The sequence below is a fragment of the Streptomyces sp. NPDC054813 genome (assembly GCF_053611365.1).
In genome coordinates, this window is sequence record NZ_JBSHAF010000015.1 from 87,171 (window position 1) to 107,985 (window position 20,815).

Sequence of the window (20,815 nt, forward strand, 5' to 3'; positions counted from 1 at the left end):
GATTACCGGAAGCGCGACAGGCCATCGGGCTCGGAGCATGGCGGGGTGCGAAGGAATACATCGATCACTCTGCTGTCCACCGGCCATGCCTGTGTCGACATCTACCAAGGTGCCGTGGCGGCACTGCTGCCGTTCTACGTCTCCGAGCGCGGCTACTCCTACATGGTCGCCTCCGGTGTCGTACTGGCGGCGACCGTACTCTCCTCGGTGGCGCAGCCGCTGTTCGGGGTGCTGACCGACCGCTGGCCGATGCCCTGGCTGCTGCCGGTCAGCACGCTGCTGAGCGGTGCCGGTGTCGCGCTGAGCGGGGTGAGCGGCTCCTACCCGCTCACCCTGGTGTTCATGGCCCTGTCCGGGATGGGGGTGGCCGCCTACCATCCCGAGTCCGCCCGGGTCGCCCGTATCGCCAGCCGGGGCAGCCACAGCGCGATGGGGGTGTTCGCCACCGGCGGCAACATCGGCTTCGGGCTGGCACCGCTGATGGTGGGTGCCGTCGTCGGCGCGGGCGGGCTGCGCTGGACACCGGTACTGGTGATACCGGCGCTGGCCGGTACCGCGCTGTGCCTGCCGGTGCTGCGTGCGCTCCGCGCCGGCAGGTCCCCCGGCACCGCCGCGCCGGTGCCGGCCGGGACCGACGACGTCGCGTCCTTCGTACGGCTGTCCCTGGCCGTGGTGTTCCGGTCGATCGCGTTCGTGGGTCTGAGCACCTTCATCTCGCTCTACGCCGAGCAGCGCACGGGCGGTGGCACCGCCGCCGGCACCGCGGCCCTGACGGTGCTCTGCCTCGGGGGCGCGGGCGGTTCCGTGCTGGGCGGGTCCCTGGCCGGCCGCTGGGACCGGGTGACCGTCTCCCGCTGGTCCTACGTACTGGCCGTGGTGGCCGTCGCGGGTGTGGTGTGGGTGCCGGGGCCGGCGCTCTACCTGTTCGTGGCGCTGGCGTCGGTCGGCCTGTATGTGCCGTTCTCGCTCCAGGTGACGCTCGGGCAGGACTATCTGCCCACGCGGATCGGGACGGCCAGCGGGGTCACCCTCGGCCTGACCGTGAGCATCGGCGGCGTGGCCGGACCCGCCCTCGGCAGCCTCGCCGACGCCACCTCCCTGCAGACCGCGCTGGCGCCGCTGGTCCTGATGCCGGCGCTGAGCCGGCTGCTGTTCGGCACCCTGCGCGAGCCCGGCAGCACTCGGCCGCGCGCCACGGCGTCCGGTACCGGGGACGGTGACGACGCCGCAGTTGCGACCGCACCGGGACGCCGCTGACCGAAGCCGCCACGCACTCCCTCCCGGATGGGCCGACGTCAGCTTGTGCCGGTACGCAGACCGGCGGCGTCGCGCACGACGCCTGCTCGCACGGACCCGCTACCGTCCGCCGCCGAAGGCGCGACGTCGAAGAACAGGCTCAGGCCGGCCAGACGCGGGTGGCGTAGTCGAGGAAGTTGCGGCCGAGGATCTTCTCGATGCGTTCGGAATGGTAGCCGCGTTTCTCCAGGAGGCGGATCAGGTCGCGGAACTGGTCCACGCCGCGCAGGTCCACGACGAACGGGTAGGTGTCGGCCCGTTCGCCGGCCGCGCTGACGCCGGCCGCCCGACGGGCGGCGACGTGTTCGGCGAGAGCCGCTCGATAGGCGTCGAGATCGTCCACAGCGGTGACGCTGCCGTCGGTGCCGATGCCGACGTGGTCCTCGCCGCAGACGTCGACCGCGTGCACGATGTGGTCGACGACGTCGGTGGCGGTCGCGTGCCCGGTCGGGTTGAGGAAGGGCATGAAGTAGATGCCGACGAAGCCGCCTCGGTCGGCGACCAGCCGGAGTTCCTCGTCCGTCTTGTTGCGCGGCAGGTCGGCCAGGGCACGGCAGCCGGTGTGGTTGATCGAGACGGGCTGCCGGGAGTGCCGGGCCGCGTCCAGACAGGTGTTCTCCCCGCTGTGCGAGAGGTCGACCATCAGGTGGTGGTCGTTGAGGGCCTCGACGACCCGGCGCCCGAAGGTGGTCAGGCCACGGTTGGCGGTGGCCATGGAACCGTCGCCGAGGCGGTTCGCCTGGTTGTAGGTGAGCTGGACGACCCGTACGCCGGCCTCCGCGAAGCCCGCGACCCGGGCGTCGACGAGGGCGGGGTCCTCGCCGACGGCGACCGCGTTCTGGAAGCCGTAGACGACGCCGATCCGCCGCTCGTCGTGGGCGCGTCGGATGTCGGCGGCCGTACGGACCTTGAGCAGGTCGGCCGGGTGGGCGTCGATGATCCCGTCCCAGACCGCTATCTCCTCGAGCGTGTGCTCGTACGGCGGCAGGTCGCCCATGGTGTAGCCGAGGGTGATGTTGACGGCGGTCAGCCCGGAGGCGTGGGCGTCGGCGATCGCCCGTGCGTCGACGGCGAGTTGACCGCTGGAGGGATTGAGCTGGGTGGCGGCGGCCCGTGCCGCGGGGGCGTTGGGGTTGTCGAGCTGTCCCAGCGCGTTGACGATCACGGGGCGGGTGGCGGTCACTTGGCGTCCTTCTCGAAGTCGGCGCGGTCGAAGCGGCAGCCGCGTTTCACGGTGAGGGTGATGGTGCGCAGGTTGGCGATGTCCTGGAGGGGGTCCTCGTCCAGGACGGCGAAGTTCGCGAGTTTTCCGGGTTCCACGCTGCCCATGTCCGCCTCGGTGCCGGCGGCCCTGGCGCCGACCAGGGTCGCCGAGCGCAGGACGTCGGCGGCGGGGATGCCGCAGCGGTCGACGAGGAAGGCGAGTTCGCCGTAGAGCGCGGGGAAGGGGTCCTCCGGGTCGGTCTCGAAATCCGTGCCGGTGCAGACGTCGACTCCGGCGCGGTGTGCCTGGGCGGTGACGGCGGCCGCCAACTCTGCGTTGAGACGGGCCCGTTCGGCGGACTCGGCGGTGTCCCCCCGGAGCTCGTCACTGGTCCACATGGACGCGGTGGCGTCGAGGACGGTGCCGCTACGGCGCATCTCGGCGAAGAGGGCGGCCAGTTTCGGGTCGTCGCCCGTGGCGAAACGGTCGTGGTCCACCCGGGGCTTGGTCTTGTAGCTGCTCAACGGCTCGGTGGGGTCCTCGAAGGCGAGCAGGGTGACATGCGAGACGCTGTCCACGCCCGCGGCGACGACCTCGCCGGGCGCGGCCGGGAAGACGGTGGCGTGCGCCCAGACCGCGATGCCCTGACGGTGCGCCTCGGCGGTGACGGCGGCGACGGTCGCGGCGTCCAGGTCGGCATAGACCTTGATCGCGGCGGCGTGGGTGCCACGGGCCAGGGCGACGGCGATCGTGAGGTCGGTGTCGGGGGTGACGGCCTGCATCCAGGGGACGGCTCCGGGTACGGCTCCCCGGGAGACCTCGTGGGTGCGCGGGTCGTCGAAGAAGGTGGGCCCGGCCATGAGCGCCGCGTAGCGGATGTCGGGGCCGGGGATCTCGCCGACCAGGGTGGCCCGGGCGAGGTCGCCGATCTGGCGCAGGTCGTCGGCCATGTCACGGACGGCGGTGACCCCGCTGTGCACCAGGCGCCGGAGCACCGCCTCGGCGACGGGCCGGTCGGGCGGGGTGGCCAGGTGCTGGTGGGTGTCGATCAGACCGGGGAGCACGAACCGCCCGTCGAGGTCGACGCGGGGTGCGTCGGCGGCGAGCGGGGGAAGCTGATCGCCGTCGCCCATGACGGTGTGGATCCGGGCCCCGTCCGTGACGATCGTGGTGTCCGGACGGGGCCGGTCGCCGGTGCCGTCGAAGAGGGTGGCGCCGCGGTAGACCGTGACGGTTCCGGCGGGCGGTGCGGCCCAGGGGGTCGGGGCACCCGGGGGCAGGTCGGTCATGGTCACCTTCGGTCCGCGAGACAGTCCACCGTTACGCTGTACGTAACAGCTGTATCGTGTGATGAAACGCAGGTACTGTACTCCGTGACCGACGGATCACCGCAAGGCCCGAACCGGACAGAACGCCGAACACGACGCTGGGCGGAACGCCGGACGGCGCGCGGGCCGGGACGCCGGGCAGGCCACCGCACCGGACGCGGATCACGACGCCCCGGTCCGCGGCCGCACCGTGGACGAGAGGGAAGAACCGCTGTCATGCCCGTCACACCCCGTACCGCGACGCCGCCCGGGTCGGCCACGGACGAGCCGGTGACGGCTCTGACCGCCGACACGGCGGAGGCCGGCCGGTGAGCGGCATGCTGGTGCTGGACCGTCGGCAGACGGCTGCGGCGTTGCCACCGGACGCCGTACTCGACGCGGTGGCCCGGGCACTTGTCGCCGTCGCCCGCGACGAGGTCTCCGTCCCGCCGCGGATCGCCGCCCTGACACCGACCGGCCTGCTGGGCGCGATGCCCGGTTACGTCCCTGGGCTCGGCCTGGCCGCCAAGCTGGTGACCGTGACCGCCGATCCCCGGCACCCCGGACGCGGTTTCCACCGGGGGCTGGTGGCGCTGTTCGACGAGCACGACGGGCGGCCGCTGGCACTGGTGGACGGCGAGGCGCTGACCGAGGTCCGCACGGCGGCGTCCGCCACGCAGAGCGCGCTGGCCCTGGCCGCCCGCCCCGGTCTCGGCCGGGTGGCGGTGGTGGGGACGGGCGCCCAGGCGCGCGCCCAGTTGGCGCTGCTCGCGGCGGTGCGGCCGGGGGCCGAGGTGACGGTGGCCGGCCGTGATCCGCTGCGGGCCGGTGCGGCTGCCGCGCTGTGTCCCGGGGCGCGGGTCGCCACCGGTATCGAGGACGCCGTACGCGAGGCCGATGTGGTGTTCTGCTGCACCGGCGCCACCGCCCCCGTCATCCGCCGCGAGTGGCTCGCTCCCGGCGTCCATGTCTCCTCGGTCGGCGGCTCCCAGGGGCCCGAACTGGACCCGGGCACGGTACGGGACGCGGTCCTGTTCACCGAGTGGACCGGTGCGGCCACCGCACCGCCGCCCGCGGGCGCCCATGAGCTCCAGGACCTCTCCCCCGGCCGGCCGGTCACCCTCCTCGGGTCCGTCCTGGACGGCGGCCACCCGGGGCGGGGCGGTGACGCCGACGTCCTCACCGTCTTCAAGTCCACCGGCCACGCGGCGCTCGACGTGGCGGCGGTCCGGGTGGCCTATGACGTTGCGCTCGAACAGGGGTGGGGAGTGCGCGTGGATCTGTGACGGGCGGGTCCGCTCGCAACGGCGGCCGCCGGCCGGGGAGGTGACACCGTCCCGGCCGCGGACTCGGCCGGCACCCCCGTCCCGGCAGGTGTTCCCCGCCGACCCTGGTGTTCTCCGGCAATGCTCCGATCCAGACCCTTTGTTTCACCGTACACCTAGATGCATAATGCCCTTATGGAGAACCGGGTCGAAGATCGGGACGGCTCCGGCGAGCCGGCGGGAGCCGAGGATCCCGCGGGTTCGGCGGAGCAGTTGATGATCGCCGTGGAGCAGCTGGTGCGCCATGTGCGTCACAGCGCCACCGCCGGCGGTCTGAGCACCGCCGCCTCCGCCGCGCTGGGCCGGCTGGGCCGGGAGGGTCCGCTGCGGCTGACCGAACTGGCCCGTGCCGAAGGCGTCTCACAGCCGGGGATGACCCAGCTCGTCGGCCGGCTGGAGCGCGCCGGGCTGGTGGCGCGCAACGCCGACCGCACCGACGGCCGGGGCGTCCTCGTGGAGATCACCGGGACCGGACTCGAAGTCTTCCGGCAGCGGCGCACCGAACGCGCCCACGCCCTCCGGGAACTGATCGAGGAGCTGACCGAGCCCGAGCAACGGGCCGTCCGGCTCGCCCTGCCCGCCCTGGCCCGAGCGATCGAGGGACGCCGGGCCCGCGACTGACCCCCTCCGCTCCTTCCCCCCATAGCCGTCCCGTCCGTCCGCATCCGGAGAGAGGACCGTTGATGAGTGCTCCGCACCCGAGGACCGCAAGCCCGTTCAGGCAGCCGAAGGCCGTGTGGGCCGTGGCGTTCGCCTGTGTCATCTCGTTCATGGGCATCGGCCTCGTGGACCCGATCCTGCCCGCCCTGGCCACGAGTCTGCACGCCTCCCCCAGTCAGGTCTCACTGCTGTTCAGCAGCTATCTGATCGTGACCGCGGTCGCGATGCTGATCGTCGGCTGGGTGTCCAGCAGGATCGGCGCCAAGCGCACCCTGGTCGCCGGACTGGCGATCATCGTGGTGTTCGCCGCGCTCGCCGGCACCTCCGGCTCGATCAACGGCATCGTCGGCTTCCGCGCCGGGTGGGGACTCGGCAACGCCCTGTTCATCGCCACCTCGCTGGCCGTCATCGTCGCCTCGGCGAGCGGCGGATTCGCCGGCGCGATCATCCTCTACGAGACCGCCCTGGGCCTCGGCATAGCCGTCGGCCCCCTGCTGGGCGGCGAGTTGGGGGCCATCAGCTGGCGGGGGCCCTTCTTCGGCGTGGCCGTCCTGATGGCGATCGCGCTCGTCGCGACGCTGGCCTTCGTACCGGCGCTGCCCAAGCCGGAACGCCGTACCTCACCGCTGGCACCGATCACGGCGCTGCGCCACCGCGGTCTGCTGACCATGGGCATCATGGCCCTGCTGTACAACTGGGGCTTCTTCACGATGCTCGGCTACGCGCCCTACCCGATGGAGCTGGACGCCCATCAGCTGGGGCTCGTCTTCACCGGCTGGGGTCTGCTGGTCGCCGCGTTCAGCGTCTTCTTCGCGCCGCGTCTGCAGGCCCGCTTCGGCACCGCGCCCGTGCTGTACGCCAACCTCGTCGGCCTCGGCGCGGTGATGGCCGTCATCGCCGCCGGGGTCGACACCCCGACGGTCGTGATCGTCGCCGTCATCGTCAGCGGGATCTTCATCGGCGTCAACAACACCTTGACCACGCAGGCGGTGATGGTGGTCTCGCCGGTGGAACGACCGGTGGCCTCCTCCGCGTACGGCTTCCTGCGGTTCATCGGCGGTGGCCTGGCCCCGTACGTCGCCGGGAAGCTCGCCGACGCCACCGATCTGAGCGTGCCGTTCTACCTGGGCGCCGGCACCTTCCTGCTGGCGATCCCGGTCCTGGCCAGCGGGCATCGGCTGCTGCGCGAGGCGGAGTCGCGCCTCGGCGGCGGGGAACCGGTCGCCCCGGCCCTCACCCCCGTGGGGCGGCGGGTCACGGCCGGCACCGGCCCGGTCGTCGTGGCCGTCGGCGACCACGAGCGGGCCGCCGCCATCGTCGACGCGGCCGCCCGGCTCGCGCGGGACACCGGCAGCCCGCTGGAGGTGGTGCACGTCCAGCGGACCGCCGTGGTCGAGGAGCAGGCCGCGGACACCGAGACCGCCGAGGAGGCCCGGGCCGCCGTGACCGCCCATCTGGACCGGCTCGCCGCCCAGGGGTTCGCCGCCACCGGCCAGGTGCTGGACAGTGTCGGCGATCACGCCGCCGCGGGACGGGTACTGGCCCGGCACGCCGCCGAGGTCCACGCCCGTGCCGTCGCCGTCGGGCGTTCACCGCGCGGTCCGCTCGCCCAGTTCGCCGACGGCAGTCTCACCACGGCGCTCGCCCATGCGGCGACCTGCACGGTCGTCCTCGTCGACCCGGCCGACGCGCCCCTGCGCCTGACGGCATCCACCCTCGTGGAACTACGCGGCGACACCCCGGCCTGATCCCGCGGTCCGGCCGGCACCGCTCAGCCGGCGGGACGGTGGCCCTCGACAGCGCGGTCCCCGATGTCCTCGCCCACGGCCACGGAGGCGCGGGTCTCCTGCGAGGTGACCACCTTCGAGGGGCGGTTGCCGCGGTCCAGGACGCCGCCGGTGACGGCCAGCGCCAGGCCGGCCATCGCGAGGGCAGCGCCGACCAGGTTGGGGGCCGCCCAGCCCCAGCCCGCCGAGATCACCAGGCCGCCGAGCCAGGCGCCGGCCGCGTTGGCCAGGTTGAAGGCGGAGTGGTTGGACGCCGCGGCCATCGTCGGGGCGTCCTTCGCGTTCATCATCAGCAGCATCTGGACGGGCGTGGTGATGAGCGCGCCCATCGCGCCGATGAAGGTGACCGTCACCAGGGCCGGCACCGTGCTGTGGACGGTGAAGTAGAACGTCACCAGCGCGGCCGCCAGCAGGATGATCCCGGCGTACAGCGTCGGGCGCAGGGCCCGGTCGGTGAGGGGACCCGCGGCCAGGGTGCCGAGGGTCATGCCGACTCCGTAGAGGGCGAGGACCGCGGTGGTCGAGGAGTCGGAGATGCCGGTCAGGTGCGTCAGCATGGGGACGAGGTAGCTGTAGACGGCGAAGAAGCCGCCGAACCCGACGACGGCGGTGCCGAGGCCGATGAAGACCTGCCGGTTGCCCATCGCCCGCAGTTCCCGCCGGATGCCCGCCTGCGGCCCGCGCGGCTGGTGGGGCACCAGGAGGGCGAGCGCGGCGAGCGCCACCAGGCCGATGACGGCGACCGCGCAGTAGGCGTACCGCCAGCCCAGATGCTGGCCGAGGGCGGTACCGGCGGGGACGCCGACGATGTTCGCGACGGTGAGGCCGAGGAACACGCTGGAGACGGCGCGTGCCGCACGCTCCGGGGCCACCAGCCGGGAGGCGACGACGGCGCCCACGCCGAACAGGGCGCCGTGCGGCAGTCCGGCCAGGAAGCGGGCGGCGAAGAGCAGGCCGAAGTTCGGAGCGAGCGCGGACGCCGTGTTGCCCACCACGAACAGCCCGGTCAGCAGGAGCAGCAGCCGCTTGTGGGACACCCGCGCGCCGATGCCCGTCAGCACGGGGGCGCCGACGACGACGCCGAGAGCGTAGGCGGAGACGAGGTTGCCGGCGTGCGGTACCGAGACACCGAGCCCGTCCGCGATCTGGGGCAGCAGGCCCATGGTGGCGAACTCGGTGGTGCCGATACCGAACGTGACGACGGCAAGGGCAAGCAGAGCCAAAGGCATGGTGGGTGAGCGAACCTTTCGGGGACGGCGGTCCGGGGGACGGGGAGCGGGACGGACCGGGAGGTGTTTTCGGCCTCCGGGGCCCGTCGCGCCGAGCGCCCTTGCCCAGCACACCCCCAAGAACGTTGCAGCGAGACGGACCGGGTGTGCATTCCGCGATCGGCTCAAACAACGGGGTGACCTGCGTCACCACCGCTGCGGCCGAGTGCCGCTACGCCCGGTCGCGCAGGGGCGGGACGGCGGGGACCTCCGGGGCGTTCGCCATCGCTTCGGGGGTCAGGCGGAAGGCCTCGGGGTAGGCGTCGGCCCGGGTGCGGCGGGCGGGTTCGGTGGTGCGCCAGGTGTAGAGGCAGCGGCGGCACTGCAGCACGTCCCAGACTCCGGGGTCGGGTGAGGTGTACAGCGTCTCGACGGTCTCGAAGCAGGGGCCTTGCACCTGCCCGGACTCGGGGACACCACGAGCCACCACACCAGCACCCCGGTCACACAGCGCGACGAGCGGTTACTGGGAAAGCCTCCTTCGGCCAGTCCGGTGCGGGCCGGTGCGGGTTGTGAGTTCGCGTTGAAGGCGTTCGGCGGCGCGTTGGAGCTGGGTGATGCCGCGGGCCACGGGAATTGCTCGCACCGGTGAGATCAGACCGAAGGCGTATTTCCCGGCAGGAGCGTGCACCAGCGCTGCTCCGCACCACCAGCCCAGTCTGGTCTCTTCGCATTCGTAGGCGATGCCGGTGTCGGCGACGCGCTGCAGTCGCCCGTGCAGCAGTCGAGGGTTGGTCACGGTGTGCGGTGTCAACCGGGTCAGGCCGCCGCGCAGGACCTGGTCCGCCTCGGCCGGCCGCAGGGAGAGCATCAGGTGTCCGGCAGCTGTGACCGCTGCCGGACCGATTGCCCAGCGCGATCGCCACGTCGCGGCCATCAGCGCCGCATGTTCCAGCGGGTAGGCGGTGTCGAGGGTGACCAGCCCGTCGTCGTCGAAGGCCGCGACCCAGGCGATCTGGCGTGTGCGTTCGTGGAGTTCCTGAACGAAGGGCGCTGCTGCCTCCGCAGTGCCGATCTGATTGGTCGCCGAATTGCCGAGCTCGATCAGGCGCAGTCCCAGGCGGTATCCGTGCGCGTCTCGGGACAGGATTCGCTCGGCGACGAGTTGGTTGGCGATCCGTCGTACGGTTGGTTTGGGGATACCTGTCTCGGCGGCCAGCTGCGCCAGCGAGCACGGTCGCGGGCCTGCGACCACTTCCAGTATCGCCGTCATCCGACCTATCACCGTGTGGTCGTCCATACCCTCGCCCCCCGTGTTCGCTCTGCCATGAGCTCTCTCCAGCATGGCACCACAACCGCAGGCCGGGACCGGGACATTTCAGGAAGAGCAGCGCCGGGTCACTGAGTGACACGCTGCTCTGGCCGGAGCGGATGAGAGCTGACAGCGTGTCGGTATCGGGCGGCTGCAGATGCGGGGATCCGGAAGGAGACGACCGGAGGTCAGCACTGTGATCCACCCTCGCAAGCGACACCTGCCGACGCTCGCTGTCAGGAGCAGGACCACCGATAGCAAGTGATCAGAGTCGAAGCCGTCGATGAGCAAGCCAGAACCATGCGCCGAGAAAGGGAATATTCCGGCTCTCGTGACCTGGAATCAATTCGGTGGGGTGCGGAGGGAATCGGCCAAGGGCAGCAAGCAGGTCAGCGGACCGCTCGCGTACTGGTTTTGCCGACACAGGAGGGGACATGCGCGTACGTCGGATGCTCATTGGTGGAGCCGCTGCCGTGACCGCCTTGACGTTGATGGGCAGCACGTCGTGCGAAAAGAACTCGGGGACGCCTCCGTCGCAGACCAGGTCGCCGAGCAAGAAGTCAGGATCCCATCCGACTTCGAAAAGTAGCCCCACCAAGGGGAAACCGCAGCCGCCGCCAATCACAAGGACACCCATCGGGCCGCTCAGCCTGCAGCCGTGCGCACCCACCATTGAGGCCGGCTACAGCTGCACGATCACGGGGACCGGCTTCCTGCCTGAAGAGGAGGTCCACGTTGCCTGTTCTTCCAGTCTGAGTGGCGGGTCACTCGACAACTACTCCTGGTCCGACAAAAAGGGCAGAATAGAGCAACCGTGCGGCTTCGGCGTGGTGGGAACTGACTACACATCCACCATCTCCGTCACGGCCACTGGCCAGGAGTCGGGGCGATCAGTAAGTACCTCCTACGAGGTGATCGGTACTCCCTAAGCCTCGATTCTTCGTGACGGTCCGCCGATTTTCTGGTGTGCCGTTTCAGGTTGTCGGGGCGGCAACGGGCATATGGATGGCCCGACTATCGCATCCGGTGGGCGCCGGGTTCCATGGCTCCGGGGCGTTCTCTTCCCAGGGTGAGCAACGACAACCCCTTCAGTGAAAGCCGGTTCCGCACCACCAAATACGCATCCGATTATCCCGAACACTTCTACACCCTGGCGCACGCGAGGGAGTGGATGGACGCATTCATCAGCCACCACAACCACGAGTACAAGCACAAGCACTCCGGGATCAGCCTGCACACCCCTGCTTCAGTCCACTTCGGCACCGCCCATGAGATCCGGGACCAGGACGCCATAGCCCTCGCCGACGCTTACCGGGGCGCCCTTGCGGCTTGCGGGAGCACTCCCCGAACCCCTCATCACGTCCACGCACCACACGTATTTGGGAGTTTTTCATGCCAATTGACCCGAACGCGGCACAGCGGTTCAATCAGCAAGCTCAGCAAGCCAGTCAGCTAGCCGCTCAGAACGCGGCCCGCGCGCGTGACGCACACATCCGTGGGTCGCAGGCGGGCCCTTCGGGCAAGAGCAACGTGTTCGGCCTGCTCATCCTTTTCGGCGGCGGTTTCTACCTCTACAAGCACCCTGAGCTCATCAGCGTGATTCAGTCCCACATTGAGACCTGGCTCGCTGCTGCCACCTCTACTTGACCGACGCGCGGGGGTGCGGATCAGCGTCCGGCGCCCGCGCCGACAGGACTTGGGCAGCTGGGCCAGGGCCAGTTGGGTGGTCGTGATGTGATCGGCGGCGGTGTCGCTGCCGGCGTTTCCGGGCCGCAGCAGTGCGGCCACCGGCTCGCCCGACCCGGACGCCGTCCAGGTCCACGGTCACAGAACCGGTCGCATCCGGCGCCGTCTGCCCGGCCAACTTCCATACGTGTTGACGGACTTGGGACCGGGCACGATGGCGTCCCGCGTAATGGTGTAGGCGATCACCGTGCGGGTGTGCGCGGGCGGATGCCCGGGGCGTGCATCCGGTGACGGTCTCCGCTACCTACGCATAAGGCAGGCCACCGCGCAAATCTCCCTGGTGAACGGCCAGTCAACCCTGGAGGGGCCCGATGGCCTTGTCCCAGTCTGACCTAAAACGCCTGCTGGAGTCACTACGCACAGCGTCAACGGCCTCGGCTGGGCCGTCTCGATGGCTGTCGCCGCCGGGGTGTACGCGCTCTTCGGCCGACGGCACACCCCGGTCCCCGACGGCGACGGCGAACCCGCCGCCGCGCGCCTCCAGGGAGCCGGCCGATGACCGGGCGGGTGGTCCTCGCCGGGAACGTGATCGCCGACCTGGTGATCGAGGTGCCCGCGCTGCCGGAACGCGGCGGCGACGTCATCGGCACCCGGACCGAGACGACCGCCGGGGGCCGATTCAACATGCTGGTGGCGGCCCGCCGTCTCGGCACGGAGGCCGTCTACGCGGGTCTGCACGGCACCGGACCGCACGGCGACCTCGTCCGCGCGGCGCTGGCCGCCGAGGACATCGGGACCCTGCTGCCGGCCCGCACGGACCGCGACACCGGCTTCACGGTGGCCCTGGTCGACTCCGGCGGCGAGCGCACCTTCGTGACCAGTTTCGGGGCCGAAGCGACCCTGGCCCCGGCCGACGCGGCCGCCGTCGCGGCCCACCTGCACCCCGGTGACCTTCTCCAGCTCTCCGGATACGGGCTCCTGCCGGGTAACGGCCCGCTGCTGTCCGGCCTCACCGCCGCGCTGCCCACCGGGATCACCCTCTGTCTCGACCCAGGCCCCCTGGTCGCCGACATCCCCGAGAACGTCCTCTCCCCCGTTCTCGCACGGACCGACTGGCTCAGCGCCAACGCCCACGAGGCACGCCTCCTGACCGGGCACGAGGACTCCCTCTCGGCCGCGGACGCTCTCCGGCTCCGGGGACCGCTGAGCCATCAGACGGGTGACGTATCGTCATATCTGTTTGTGGGGGAAGGAATTCAAGCGGGAACACTGGCGCGGCGCACGTCCCACCGGATATCTCATGCCTCTGACAGCGTTGGTACCTCGTGTCAGAGTGAAGGGAAATCCCGTGCGACTGCGCCCCCTGCGCGTCCTGTGCTGTTCCGCCGTCCTCGCCCTGTCGGCCCCCGCCCTGCTGCCGGGCACCGCCTCGGCGGCCGTCCCCGTCTCCTCGGTCTATCTGCAGAACCTCGTGACCGGCCTCAACGCGGCCGACACCGGTGGCACCGTGGCGGCCCACAACCCCAAGGGCAACGAAGACCACCAGCAGTGGACGGCCGTCGCGGCCGGCGGCGGCTATCAGCTGCGGAACGCCGACGAGTCCGGCACCTGCCTGGGACGCAGCGGCACCGCCGCGGTGACCGCCGCCTGCGGCGCGGACGGCACCACCTGGAGCATCACGGCCGACGCCGACAACACCTACACCGTCGCCGTCCCCGGCACCTCGCAGTACCTCACCGGCTCCACCTCCGGCACCGTACAGCTCGGCTCGGCGGGCGACCTCGCGCGCTGGTACCTCACCCCGGTCTCCTACGCGACCACGACGATGCCCTCCGCCGACACCCGCACCCTGGACCAGGTCACCTTCCTGACCGCGCACAACGCCTTCGCCAACGGCTCCGACGGGAACTTCGCGTCGTTCCCGGTCAACCTGTTCCCCAACCAGAACTACGGGATCGGCCGACAGCTGTCCGACGGTGTCCGCGGTTTCATGCTCGACGACTACACGGTCTCCGGCCAGGCCGTGCTCTGCCACAACAGCTGCGACGGCGTGAGCAACCCCGTCCCGCTCGCCACCGACCTCCAGCGCATGGTCGACTTCCTCAAGGCCAACCCCGGCCAGTTCGCCACGGTCTTCCTGGAGGACTACGCCTCCTCCGACGTGCTGAAGTCCTCCCTGGCCTCGGTCAACGGCCTCTCCGACGTGCTGTACCGGCCGGACCAGGAGGGCGTGGCCACCAAGGGCTGGCCCACGATCGCCGACCTCGCCGCCCGCGGCAAGCAGCTGCTGATCTTCAGCGACCGGACCCGGGCGAGCGACACCGCCGACGGCTGGGCCACCCGCGACTCCTTCGGCGTCATGTACCAGCGCGAATGGACCGTGGAGAACTACTGGTCCATGGGCGGCGGCATAGGCGCCTCCGACTGGTCCTGCTACAGCCGCTGGGGCACCGACAGACCGCTCACCACCGACTCGGCGGCCTTCCACCCGCTCTTCGTCATGAACCAGTTCCGGGACTACCCGATCAGCTCCACGGCCGCCACCGACAACAGCAAACTCCTCAACCGCGCCCAGAACTTCTGCACCCCCGCCGCCCGCAAGAAGCCCAACTACCTCGCCGTGGACCGTTACGACACCGGATCGCCCACCCCGCTCACGACCGTGGGCACCCTCAACACCTACATCCTCGCGCCGGGCCAGTGACAGAACCCAGGTAGCAGCCAACGTTCTTCAACACTCGGCAACGCCCGTGGGACGAAGGGGTGTTGGAGGTAAACCCCCGCCCAACTCCTTCCGTGCGTTGGCCCGGAGTTCATCAGCCGCCCCTGATGCACCCCACCTCCCGGGGCCCACAGTGAACGGCGGCCCGTCCTCACGGCCGGGCCTGCCGTCACTCCCGCAAAGGTTCTCGCCCCCCGGAGAACCTGAGAAAGGAGCATCCATGGCCGAGTTGACCCGTCGCAGACTCCTGGGCTCCGCCGCCGGCGCGCTCGGCGGCGCCGCGGCCCTCTCGCTGCTGCCGCCCAGCGTCCAGCAGGCCGTCGCCGGCGGACCGCCGAAGAACAGCTCGCTGCGCGACATCGAACACGTCGTCATGCTGATGCAGGAGAACCGGTCCTTCGACCACTACTTCGGCACACTCTCCGGCGTCCGCGGCTTCGCCGACCCGCACGCCCTGAAGCTGGACAACGGGCGGTCCGTCTTCTACCAGCCCGACGCCGTCAACCCCGAGGGCTACCTGCTGCCCTTCCACCTCGACACACACACGTCGAGCGCCCAGGCCATCCCCTCCACCAGCCATGCCTGGTCCGTGCAGCACCAGGCCTGGAACAACGGCAAGATGGACCAGTGGCTGCCGGCCCACCGCAAGGCGGACGGCGTCAACGGCCCGTATGTGATGGGCTACTACACCCGCAAGGACATCCCCTTCCAGTTCGCCCTCGCGGAGACCTTCACCATCTGCGACAACTACTTCTGCTCCGTCTTCGGCCCCACCTGGCCGAACCGGCTGATGTGGATGACCGGGAGCATCGACCCGGGCGGCGCCCAGGGCGGCCCGATCATCAGCAACGTCGCGCCCACTCCGTACCGCTGGACCACCTACGCCGAGCGCCTCCAGGCGGCCGGCGTCAGCTGGAAGGTGTACCAGGAGGAGGACGACTACGGCACGAACATGCTGGAGCAGTTCGCGACGTTCAAGAACGCGCAGCCCGGCTCCGACCTGTACGAGCGGGGCGTGCGCCCGCAGCCGCACGGCACCTTCGAGGACGACGCCCGCAACGACCGGCTCCCGACGGTGTCGTGGATCTGCCCCACCAGCTACCAGTCGGAGCACCCGAACTACCTCCCGGCCGCGGGTGCCGACTACGTGGCCTCCAAGATCGAGGCGATCGCCTCGAACCCGAAGGTGTGGCGCAAGACCGCGTTCATACTCAACTACGACGAGAACGACGGCCTGTTCGACCACGTGGCGCCGCCGACCCCGCCCGCCGGCACCAAGGACGAGTTCATCCAGGGCCTGCCGATCGGCAGCGGCTTCCGGGTCCCGGCCATCGTCGTCTCACCCTGGACGGTGGGCGGCTGGGTCGCCACCGAGGCCTTCGACCACACCTCCGCCCTGCAGTTCCTCGAACGGTTCACCGGTGTCGAGGAGCCGAACGTCAGCGACTGGCGCCGTGCGACCTTCGGCGACCTCACCTCCGCCTTCCGGTTCCGCGAGGCCCGTCCGCGACCGCCCCGCCTCCCCCACAACACGGCCGAGCAGCTGGAGAAGGCGAAGGAGGAGGTCGCCACCCTCCCCAAGCCCACGCTCCCGCAGGCCGACCAGAGCTACCCGCACCAGGAGAAGGGCCACCGCCCCCACACCTGACGCCACCACACCCCGCCGCGGTCGGCGGCGGGCTGTCGGGCGAACGGCCGTCCGTTCGGCGGCGCACGCCGAACGGAGTCCGTCCTACGGCTTGGCGGCCGGCTCCAGTGCGCCCACCGCCGCGGCGGCCGCGGACGAGTCCTCGCCGTAGAAGATGTCGATGTCGACCTCTTCGCCGCCCATCGTCAGCGTGTCCCAGGCGCCGCTGAGGACCAGCATGCGCAGTGTGGCGGGCTGCAGGGTGCGCAGGCGCTCCAGGATCGCCTCGTCGTCCGGCATTCCCTCCAGCCGCAGGGCCAGACGCGCACGGATGGCCTGCATACGCTCCAGCAGCGTCTTGGTGTCCGCCTCACGGTCGGGCTCGTCGGGGATCCCGTCGATGCCGTGGCCGATGATGTCCTTGATCGCCCAGGTGACGCCCTGGTCGTCGGTGGTGACCATCGCCTTCCAGGCCCGGCTCTTGTGCCGGTACTGGAGCATCGACATGGCCGCCTCGTGCCGCAGGAAGTCCGCGTCCCGGAACGGCCGTCCGTTCCACGCCCCGTTGAGGGACCGGGCCAGGGAGATCGCCGAAGCCAGACCGCTGTTGAGGCCACGGCCCGGCCAGAAGTGGATGGCGTTGGCGGCGTCGCCGAGGAGGAAGCCGTAGGTGCCCGGGGAGTTGGCGGTGGGCGGCAGCAACTCGGCCGAGAAACGCGGGCGTTGCACCATGTCGAGGCGGAAGCTGGTGACCGCCGACAGGTCGTCGGACTCGACCCCGAACAGCAGCAGGCCCTCGCGCACCCGGCGCCACAGCGGTGAACCCTTGACCAGGGCGGGCAGGAACAGCGTGCCGTGGGTCGCGCACTGGAAGTCGCCGTACTCGTCCCGGTCCATCAGGCACGGCCGGGAGGCGATGCACTCCTCGAAGACCCGGCGGACCGGGTCGAGGCCGATGACCTCCGCGGCCTCGGCGTCGGTCAGCCGCATGTTGAGGAAGCCCTCGCCACGCAGCGAGTTGAGCAGGAAGCGGTTCTGGGCGACGGTCAGCAGCACCGCCATGGGGTCGGTCAGACCGGACTTCACCCGCAGGCCGAGGACGACGTCCTGGAGGTGGCGCCCGTCGAGGGAGTAGATCGACTCGTCGGCCTTGCCGAAGCGGGCGGCGAAGCGGTCCCGGGTGCGCGAGCGGCCGCCGTCGCAGATCGCGAGCACGTGCTGGGTGGCGAGCGCCTCCTGCTGCTCCTCCGCGTCGAACCGGGCGGGTATGAGCCGGATCCGGTCCCGCTTCTCGTTCGCCAGCTCCAGCAGCCGGTCCTCGATATAGGCGATGCGCATGTTGCGCGGGTGGTTGTCGCCGACCGAGTCCGGGCCGGAGGGCCACATCTCGGTGAAGTGCTCCGGGTCGAAGAGGCGCTCCCGGACCTCCTCCGGCCAGGCGAGGTACTGGCGGCTCTGCACGGTCACCACCTGCAGACGCCGTACGTTGCCCTCGTCCGGGCCCTTCCACACGACGGTTCGGCCCTGCTTGCGCCACCTGCCGTCGTAGACGGTGATCTGCACCTGGGGGCCGAGGAAGTGCTCGAGGAGCAGGGCGAACGACAGGCCGACCGGGCCGCCGCCGGCGACGGTGACCCGCAGGACGGGCCCGCGTTCGCTCTCCTCCGTGCCGTGCGTCACGGATCGCGGCAGGGAGAGCGCCATCAGCGTCTCCATGGCGTCCGCGACCTCGAAGCGGAACTCCTGGTCGCCCAGGGCGATCTCGTCACCGGGCTGCAGCAGCCGGGACTCCACTTCCTCCCCGTTGACCAGGGTGCCGTTGCTGCTCTCCAGGTCACGCAGCACGTAACCCTTGTCCTCGTCGAAGACGATCTCCGCATGGAAGCGGGAGACGCTGAGGCTGGAGATGACGACGGTGTTCTCCGAGTTGCGTCCGAAGGTGACGCGGGTGTCCAGGACCGGGATGCGCTCCCCCGCCAGCAGACCTTCGAGTCCGACCAGCACCGGTGCCACGGCACTTCCTTCCACAAGCTTGTCATGTTGTTGAACCGGGACACCGATCATGCGCTACGGCGCGGCAGTTCCCAAGTCGGCATGCGGTTCCGTCCCCCGACCGCCCCCGCAGGCGAGCATATACTTGCTTAACCAAGTATTTCCAGTGCGCGCTTCGGTACAATCCCTGCCGATCTGACGGGAGTTCGTCGGTTTTCGGCCAGTGTGGACTCGCCGTGGGGAAGCCCTGAGCGGGCCGGGCGGATGCCGACCGGCCCGCCGGGCTCGGGGTCAGCGGCCGTGGCCGTCGGAGCGCTTGCGGTGCAGGGTGAAGTTCTCGAAGACGGTCAGTTCGCCGTGCGGCTTGTTCACGTTGTAGTACGTGACGTGCATCCGGGTGGTGTCACCGGGGTGCCGGCCGGGGTCGACGGTGAACGCGGCGAAGCCGTAGGGGTGTTCGGTGTCCCGGACGCCCGTCCACACCGCCTGCTCCTTGACATAGGTGGAGGTGCGCTTGCCGTTGGAGCCGGGGGTCGCCGACACCGCGGTGATCACCTTGGCCGTGCCGTCCTTGAAGAAGCTCTGGTTGGTGGTTCCCGAGACGCCGCCGCCGCCGAGGATCATGTGCACGGTGCCCAGGGCGGCGTCGATGTCGTCGGTGGCCCGGGAGACCGGGTTGGGGGTGAGGGTCTCGCTTCCGGTGACCACACCGCGCACGGCCAGCGAACGCTCGTAGTTGTGCTCGTGGCCGCAGAGCACCAGGTCGACGTCGTACCGGTCGAACAGCGGGCCGTACTTCTCGCGCAGTCCCAGGTCCGCGCCGTTCGCGTCCGAGGAGCTGATCATGACCTGGTGCATGGCCACGACCACCCAGTCGACGTCCTTCGAGGAGCGTGCCGCCTTCAACTCCCTCTCCAGGAAGGCGAGCTGGCGGCCGCCGGAGTAGCCGCTGATGTAGACGTCGCCGCCGTCCTGCAGGCAGTTGTCGTCGTTCTGCAGCACGATCACCCGCACCGAGCCGGCCGTGAACGCGTACCACAGGCCCGCGAGTTCGGCGTCCGTCTCGGTGGAGGGCAGGGAGAAGTAGGTCTGGTAGGCGCCGAGGCCGATCGGGCCGTTGGCCTTCTCTATCTCGTGGTTGCCGGCCGCCGGCATCCAGGGACGGAAGCGCGCCGAACGGGTGTTGTTGGTGAAGAAGTTGTTCCAGGTCCGCACCCGGTCGACGTCCAGGTTGGCGTAGCAGAGGTCGCCGTTGAGGAGGTGGAACAGCGGGGCGACCTGCTCGATACCGGTGACGATGTCCTTCGTCGCGGGCGTGGAGTTGGCGTCCAGGGCGACGGTGCCGTCGGCCGACCACGTCACCTGCGGGGCGGACTGGTCGCCGAAGCTGGTGAAGGTGACCGGCCTGCGCCCCTGCGGAGCCGTGCGGAACGTACCGCTGTCGGGGGTCGCCCCCTCGTGCGTGGCGAGGTAGAGGTAGTCCGTGTCCGGGGCGAGCCCCTTGAGCAGGGCGTGGTGGACGTAGACGGTGCGGTCCGAGGTGCCGTCGACGTAGGTGACGGTTTCGGCCTTCTTGCTGGAGCCGAAGCCGTGCTCCAGGGTGCCGTAGCGCACGACGGGCTTGGTCACCGGCCGGTCCGTGATCCACGACACCGTCATCTGGGTGCGCGGGTCGGCCCCGAAGGTCAGGTGCAGGCCCTGGACGGGAGGCGCGCCGGAGGAGTCCGCGGTGAGGTGGAAGGCCGGAGCGGCGTACGGTGCGGCCTGTGCCGCACCCGCGCCGAGCAGCCCGGCGGCGACGGTGCCCGCCCCCGCGGTCCCCAGCAGGCCCAGCGCGTGACGACGACTGAACCCCTCCGAACCTTCCGCCGATCTGTCCTCTGTTGAGTCTGCCTGTGTGGTCATGACGCCCTCCCGACGAACAGCTGAGCTGACAACGACCGCACCCTGACCCAGCCCAACTGCCCCCACATGAACACCACATGACCACACGGCCATCACGCGTCAGGCATCAGGTCGCCAAGACCGGCCCATGCCCTCGCCTTTACCGGAAGCCGCCCTGGTCTTGACCGATCCCGCTCCCCCGAGCCAATCAGGTGAGACCCATGTCACACACGGCTTCCTGTCACACATCGCGGTCCGCTCCGGTCAATCGTGTGCAACCGCCGCACAGCAAGGAGATCATCGTGGAATCGCGACTCGACTACTTCGGCCACCCGCTCGCCGGGAAGGTGCTGAGGCACATCAACTCGGCCGGCAAGGCGGTCTCGGACTCGACGCTGCCGGCCACGATCCAGGAGCTGGTGAAGATCCGCGCCAGCCAGATCAACGGCTGCGGTTTCTGCACCGACATGCACACCAAGGACGCCGCGGTGGCCGGGGAGACCGTGCAGCGCCTCAACCTGGTCGCGGCCTGGCGTGAGGCGAAGGTGTTCACCGAGGCGGAGCGTGCCGCGCTGGAGGTGGCGGAACAGGGCACCCGGACCGCCGACGCGGCCGGGGGCGTCTCCGACGACGTGTGGGCCAACGCCGCCAAGCACTTCGACGAGGAACAGCTCGTCGCGCTGATCTCCCTGGTCGCCGTCATCAACGCCTATAACCGCATCAACGTCATCAACCAGCAGCCCGCCGGGGACTACCAGCCCGGCCAGTTCGGGTGACCGGCGCCCGCCAGCGGGCCGGCTGCGCG

The 20,815-nt window shown here is 70.5% G+C and carries 16 protein-coding genes and 2 pseudogenes; 10 read left to right on the top strand and 8 right to left on the bottom strand.

Annotation, left to right across the window (positions count from 1 at the left end; genetic code table 11):
- Window positions 1-45 precede the first annotated feature (45 nt).
- Window positions 46-1,257: an MFS transporter gene (locus tag ACWGJB_RS28560; RefSeq protein ID WP_453382937.1), complete on the top strand. Its 1,212-nt coding sequence runs from the start codon at window positions 46-48 to the stop codon at window positions 1,255-1,257.
- Window positions 1,258-1,396: 139 nt separating this feature from the next.
- Here the strand turns inward: ACWGJB_RS28560 and ACWGJB_RS28565 are convergent, their stop codons facing one another.
- Both ACWGJB_RS28565 and ACWGJB_RS28570 read right to left on the bottom strand, forming a co-directional pair.
- The gene (locus ACWGJB_RS28565; protein ID WP_453382938.1) at window positions 1,397-2,479 is read right to left on the bottom strand and encodes a dipeptidase; all 1,083 of its coding nucleotides are present in this window, start codon (window positions 2,477-2,479) and stop codon (window positions 1,397-1,399) included.
- The gene (locus tag ACWGJB_RS28570; RefSeq protein WP_453382939.1) at window positions 2,476-3,789 is read right to left on the bottom strand and encodes an amidohydrolase family protein; all 1,314 of its coding nucleotides are present in this window, start codon (window positions 3,787-3,789) and stop codon (window positions 2,476-2,478) included. Before ACWGJB_RS28570 ends, ACWGJB_RS28565 begins: the two co-directional genes overlap by 4 nt.
- A gap of 356 nt (window positions 3,790-4,145) precedes the next feature.
- Here ACWGJB_RS28570 and ACWGJB_RS28575 point away from each other — a divergent pair, with 356 nt between their 5' ends.
- The 3 genes from ACWGJB_RS28575 (at window position 4,146) to ACWGJB_RS28585 (ending at window position 7,540) form a co-directional block, all read left to right on the top strand.
- On the top strand, window positions 4,146-5,093 hold the full coding sequence (locus ACWGJB_RS28575; protein ID WP_453383054.1) for an ornithine cyclodeaminase family protein: 948 nt from the start codon (window positions 4,146-4,148) through the stop codon (window positions 5,091-5,093).
- Between the two features lie 255 nt (window positions 5,094-5,348).
- Window positions 5,349-5,753 carry a MarR family winged helix-turn-helix transcriptional regulator gene (locus tag ACWGJB_RS28580; protein ID WP_453383055.1) on the top strand — a complete coding sequence of 135 codons (405 nt, stop codon included), beginning with the start codon at window positions 5,349-5,351 and terminating at the stop codon, window positions 5,751-5,753.
- Between the two features lie 62 nt (window positions 5,754-5,815).
- Complete coding sequence (locus tag ACWGJB_RS28585; protein WP_453382940.1) at window positions 5,816-7,540, top strand: MFS transporter; 1,725 nt, start codon at window positions 5,816-5,818, stop codon at window positions 7,538-7,540.
- 23 nt (window positions 7,541-7,563) lie between these two features.
- Here the strand turns inward: ACWGJB_RS28585 and ACWGJB_RS28590 are convergent, their stop codons facing one another.
- From ACWGJB_RS28590 to ACWGJB_RS28600, 3 genes are all read right to left on the bottom strand, one after another.
- Window positions 7,564-8,808 carry an MFS transporter gene (locus ACWGJB_RS28590; protein ID WP_453382941.1) on the bottom strand — a complete coding sequence of 415 codons (1,245 nt, stop codon included), beginning with the start codon at window positions 8,806-8,808 and terminating at the stop codon, window positions 7,564-7,566.
- 211 nt (window positions 8,809-9,019) lie between these two features.
- Window positions 9,020-9,274 (bottom strand): non-oxidative hydroxyarylic acid decarboxylases subunit D, encoded by a 255-nt coding sequence (locus ACWGJB_RS28595; RefSeq protein ID WP_453382942.1) that lies wholly within the window; start codon window positions 9,272-9,274, stop codon window positions 9,020-9,022.
- Window positions 9,275-9,310: 36 nt separating this feature from the next.
- A complete protein-coding gene (locus ACWGJB_RS28600) occupies window positions 9,311-10,087 on the bottom strand; it encodes an IclR family transcriptional regulator (RefSeq protein ID WP_453382943.1) in 777 nt (258 codons plus the stop codon).
- 1,054 nt (window positions 10,088-11,141) lie between these two features.
- Between ACWGJB_RS28600 and ACWGJB_RS28605 the strand changes: the two genes are divergently transcribed.
- Both ACWGJB_RS28605 and ACWGJB_RS28610 read left to right on the top strand, forming a co-directional pair.
- A complete protein-coding gene (locus ACWGJB_RS28605; protein WP_453382944.1) occupies window positions 11,142-11,555 on the top strand; it encodes an integrase core domain-containing protein in 414 nt (137 codons plus the stop codon).
- Window positions 11,492-11,746: a hypothetical protein gene (locus tag ACWGJB_RS28610; RefSeq protein ID WP_453383060.1), complete on the top strand. Its 255-nt coding sequence runs from the start codon at window positions 11,492-11,494 to the stop codon at window positions 11,744-11,746. Before ACWGJB_RS28605 ends, ACWGJB_RS28610 begins: the two co-directional genes overlap by 64 nt.
- Here the strand turns inward: ACWGJB_RS28610 and ACWGJB_RS28615 are convergent.
- Window positions 11,723-11,902, bottom strand: a pseudogene (locus ACWGJB_RS28615) (IS1380 family transposase); the annotation flags it as partial. The gene ACWGJB_RS28610 and the pseudogene ACWGJB_RS28615 sit on opposite strands and share 24 nt — an antisense overlap.
- 438 nt (window positions 11,903-12,340) lie before the next feature.
- Between ACWGJB_RS28615 and ACWGJB_RS28620 the strand changes: the two are divergent.
- From ACWGJB_RS28620 to ACWGJB_RS28630, 3 genes and pseudogenes are all read left to right on the top strand, one after another.
- Window positions 12,341-12,961, top strand: a pseudogene (locus ACWGJB_RS28620) (PfkB family carbohydrate kinase); the annotation flags it as partial.
- A gap of 124 nt (window positions 12,962-13,085) precedes the next feature.
- Window positions 13,086-14,489 (top strand): RICIN domain-containing protein, encoded by a 1,404-nt coding sequence (locus ACWGJB_RS28625; RefSeq protein ID WP_453382945.1) that lies wholly within the window; start codon window positions 13,086-13,088, stop codon window positions 14,487-14,489.
- 238 nt (window positions 14,490-14,727) lie between these two features.
- On the top strand, window positions 14,728-16,155 hold the full coding sequence (locus ACWGJB_RS28630) for an alkaline phosphatase family protein (RefSeq protein ID WP_453382946.1): 1,428 nt from the start codon (window positions 14,728-14,730) through the stop codon (window positions 16,153-16,155).
- A gap of 84 nt (window positions 16,156-16,239) precedes the next feature.
- Here the strand turns inward: ACWGJB_RS28630 and ACWGJB_RS28635 are convergent, their stop codons facing one another.
- Complete coding sequence (locus ACWGJB_RS28635) at window positions 16,240-18,147, bottom strand: FHA domain-containing protein (protein WP_453382947.1); 1,908 nt, start codon at window positions 18,145-18,147, stop codon at window positions 16,240-16,242.
- Window positions 18,148-18,417: 270 nt separating this feature from the next.
- Window positions 18,418-20,031, bottom strand: a complete 1,614-nt coding sequence (locus ACWGJB_RS28640; RefSeq protein WP_453382948.1) for a purple acid phosphatase family protein — start codon at window positions 20,029-20,031, stop codon at window positions 18,418-18,420.
- A 281-nt stretch (window positions 20,032-20,312) separates the two neighbouring features.
- Here ACWGJB_RS28640 and ACWGJB_RS28645 point away from each other — a divergent pair, with 281 nt between their 5' ends.
- Entirely contained in the window at window positions 20,313-20,786 is a 474-nt protein-coding gene (locus tag ACWGJB_RS28645; RefSeq protein WP_453382949.1) for a carboxymuconolactone decarboxylase family protein, read from the top strand.
- The last annotated feature ends 29 nt before the right edge of the window (window positions 20,787-20,815 follow it).

What these genes read in the sequence shown, in the direction of transcription:
- ACWGJB_RS28610 (WP_453383060.1), top strand. Translation starts at nt 11,492, where the DNA reads ATGCCAATTGACCCGAACGCGGCACAGCGGTTCAATCAGCAAGCTCAG.
- ACWGJB_RS28590 (WP_453382941.1), bottom strand. Translation starts at nt 8,808, where the DNA reads ATGCCTTTGGCTCTGCTTGCCCTTGCCGTCGTCACGTTCGGTATCGGC.
- ACWGJB_RS28580 (WP_453383055.1), top strand. Translation starts at nt 5,349, where the DNA reads ATGATCGCCGTGGAGCAGCTGGTGCGCCATGTGCGTCACAGCGCCACC.
- ACWGJB_RS28600 (WP_453382943.1), bottom strand. Translation starts at nt 10,087, where the DNA reads ATGGACGACCACACGGTGATAGGTCGGATGACGGCGATACTGGAAGTG.
- ACWGJB_RS28570 (WP_453382939.1), bottom strand. Translation starts at nt 3,789, where the DNA reads ATGACCGACCTGCCCCCGGGTGCCCCGACCCCCTGGGCCGCACCGCCC.
- ACWGJB_RS28585 (WP_453382940.1), top strand. Translation starts at nt 5,816, where the DNA reads ATGAGTGCTCCGCACCCGAGGACCGCAAGCCCGTTCAGGCAGCCGAAG.
- ACWGJB_RS28575 (WP_453383054.1), top strand. Translation starts at nt 4,146, where the DNA reads ATGCTGGTGCTGGACCGTCGGCAGACGGCTGCGGCGTTGCCACCGGAC.
- ACWGJB_RS28630 (WP_453382946.1), top strand. Translation starts at nt 14,728, where the DNA reads ATGGCCGAGTTGACCCGTCGCAGACTCCTGGGCTCCGCCGCCGGCGCG.
- ACWGJB_RS28605 (WP_453382944.1), top strand. Translation starts at nt 11,142, where the DNA reads ATGGCTCCGGGGCGTTCTCTTCCCAGGGTGAGCAACGACAACCCCTTC.
- ACWGJB_RS28625 (WP_453382945.1), top strand. Translation starts at nt 13,086, where the DNA reads ATGCCTCTGACAGCGTTGGTACCTCGTGTCAGAGTGAAGGGAAATCCC.
- ACWGJB_RS28640 (WP_453382948.1), bottom strand. Translation starts at nt 20,031, where the DNA reads ATGACCACACAGGCAGACTCAACAGAGGACAGATCGGCGGAAGGTTCG.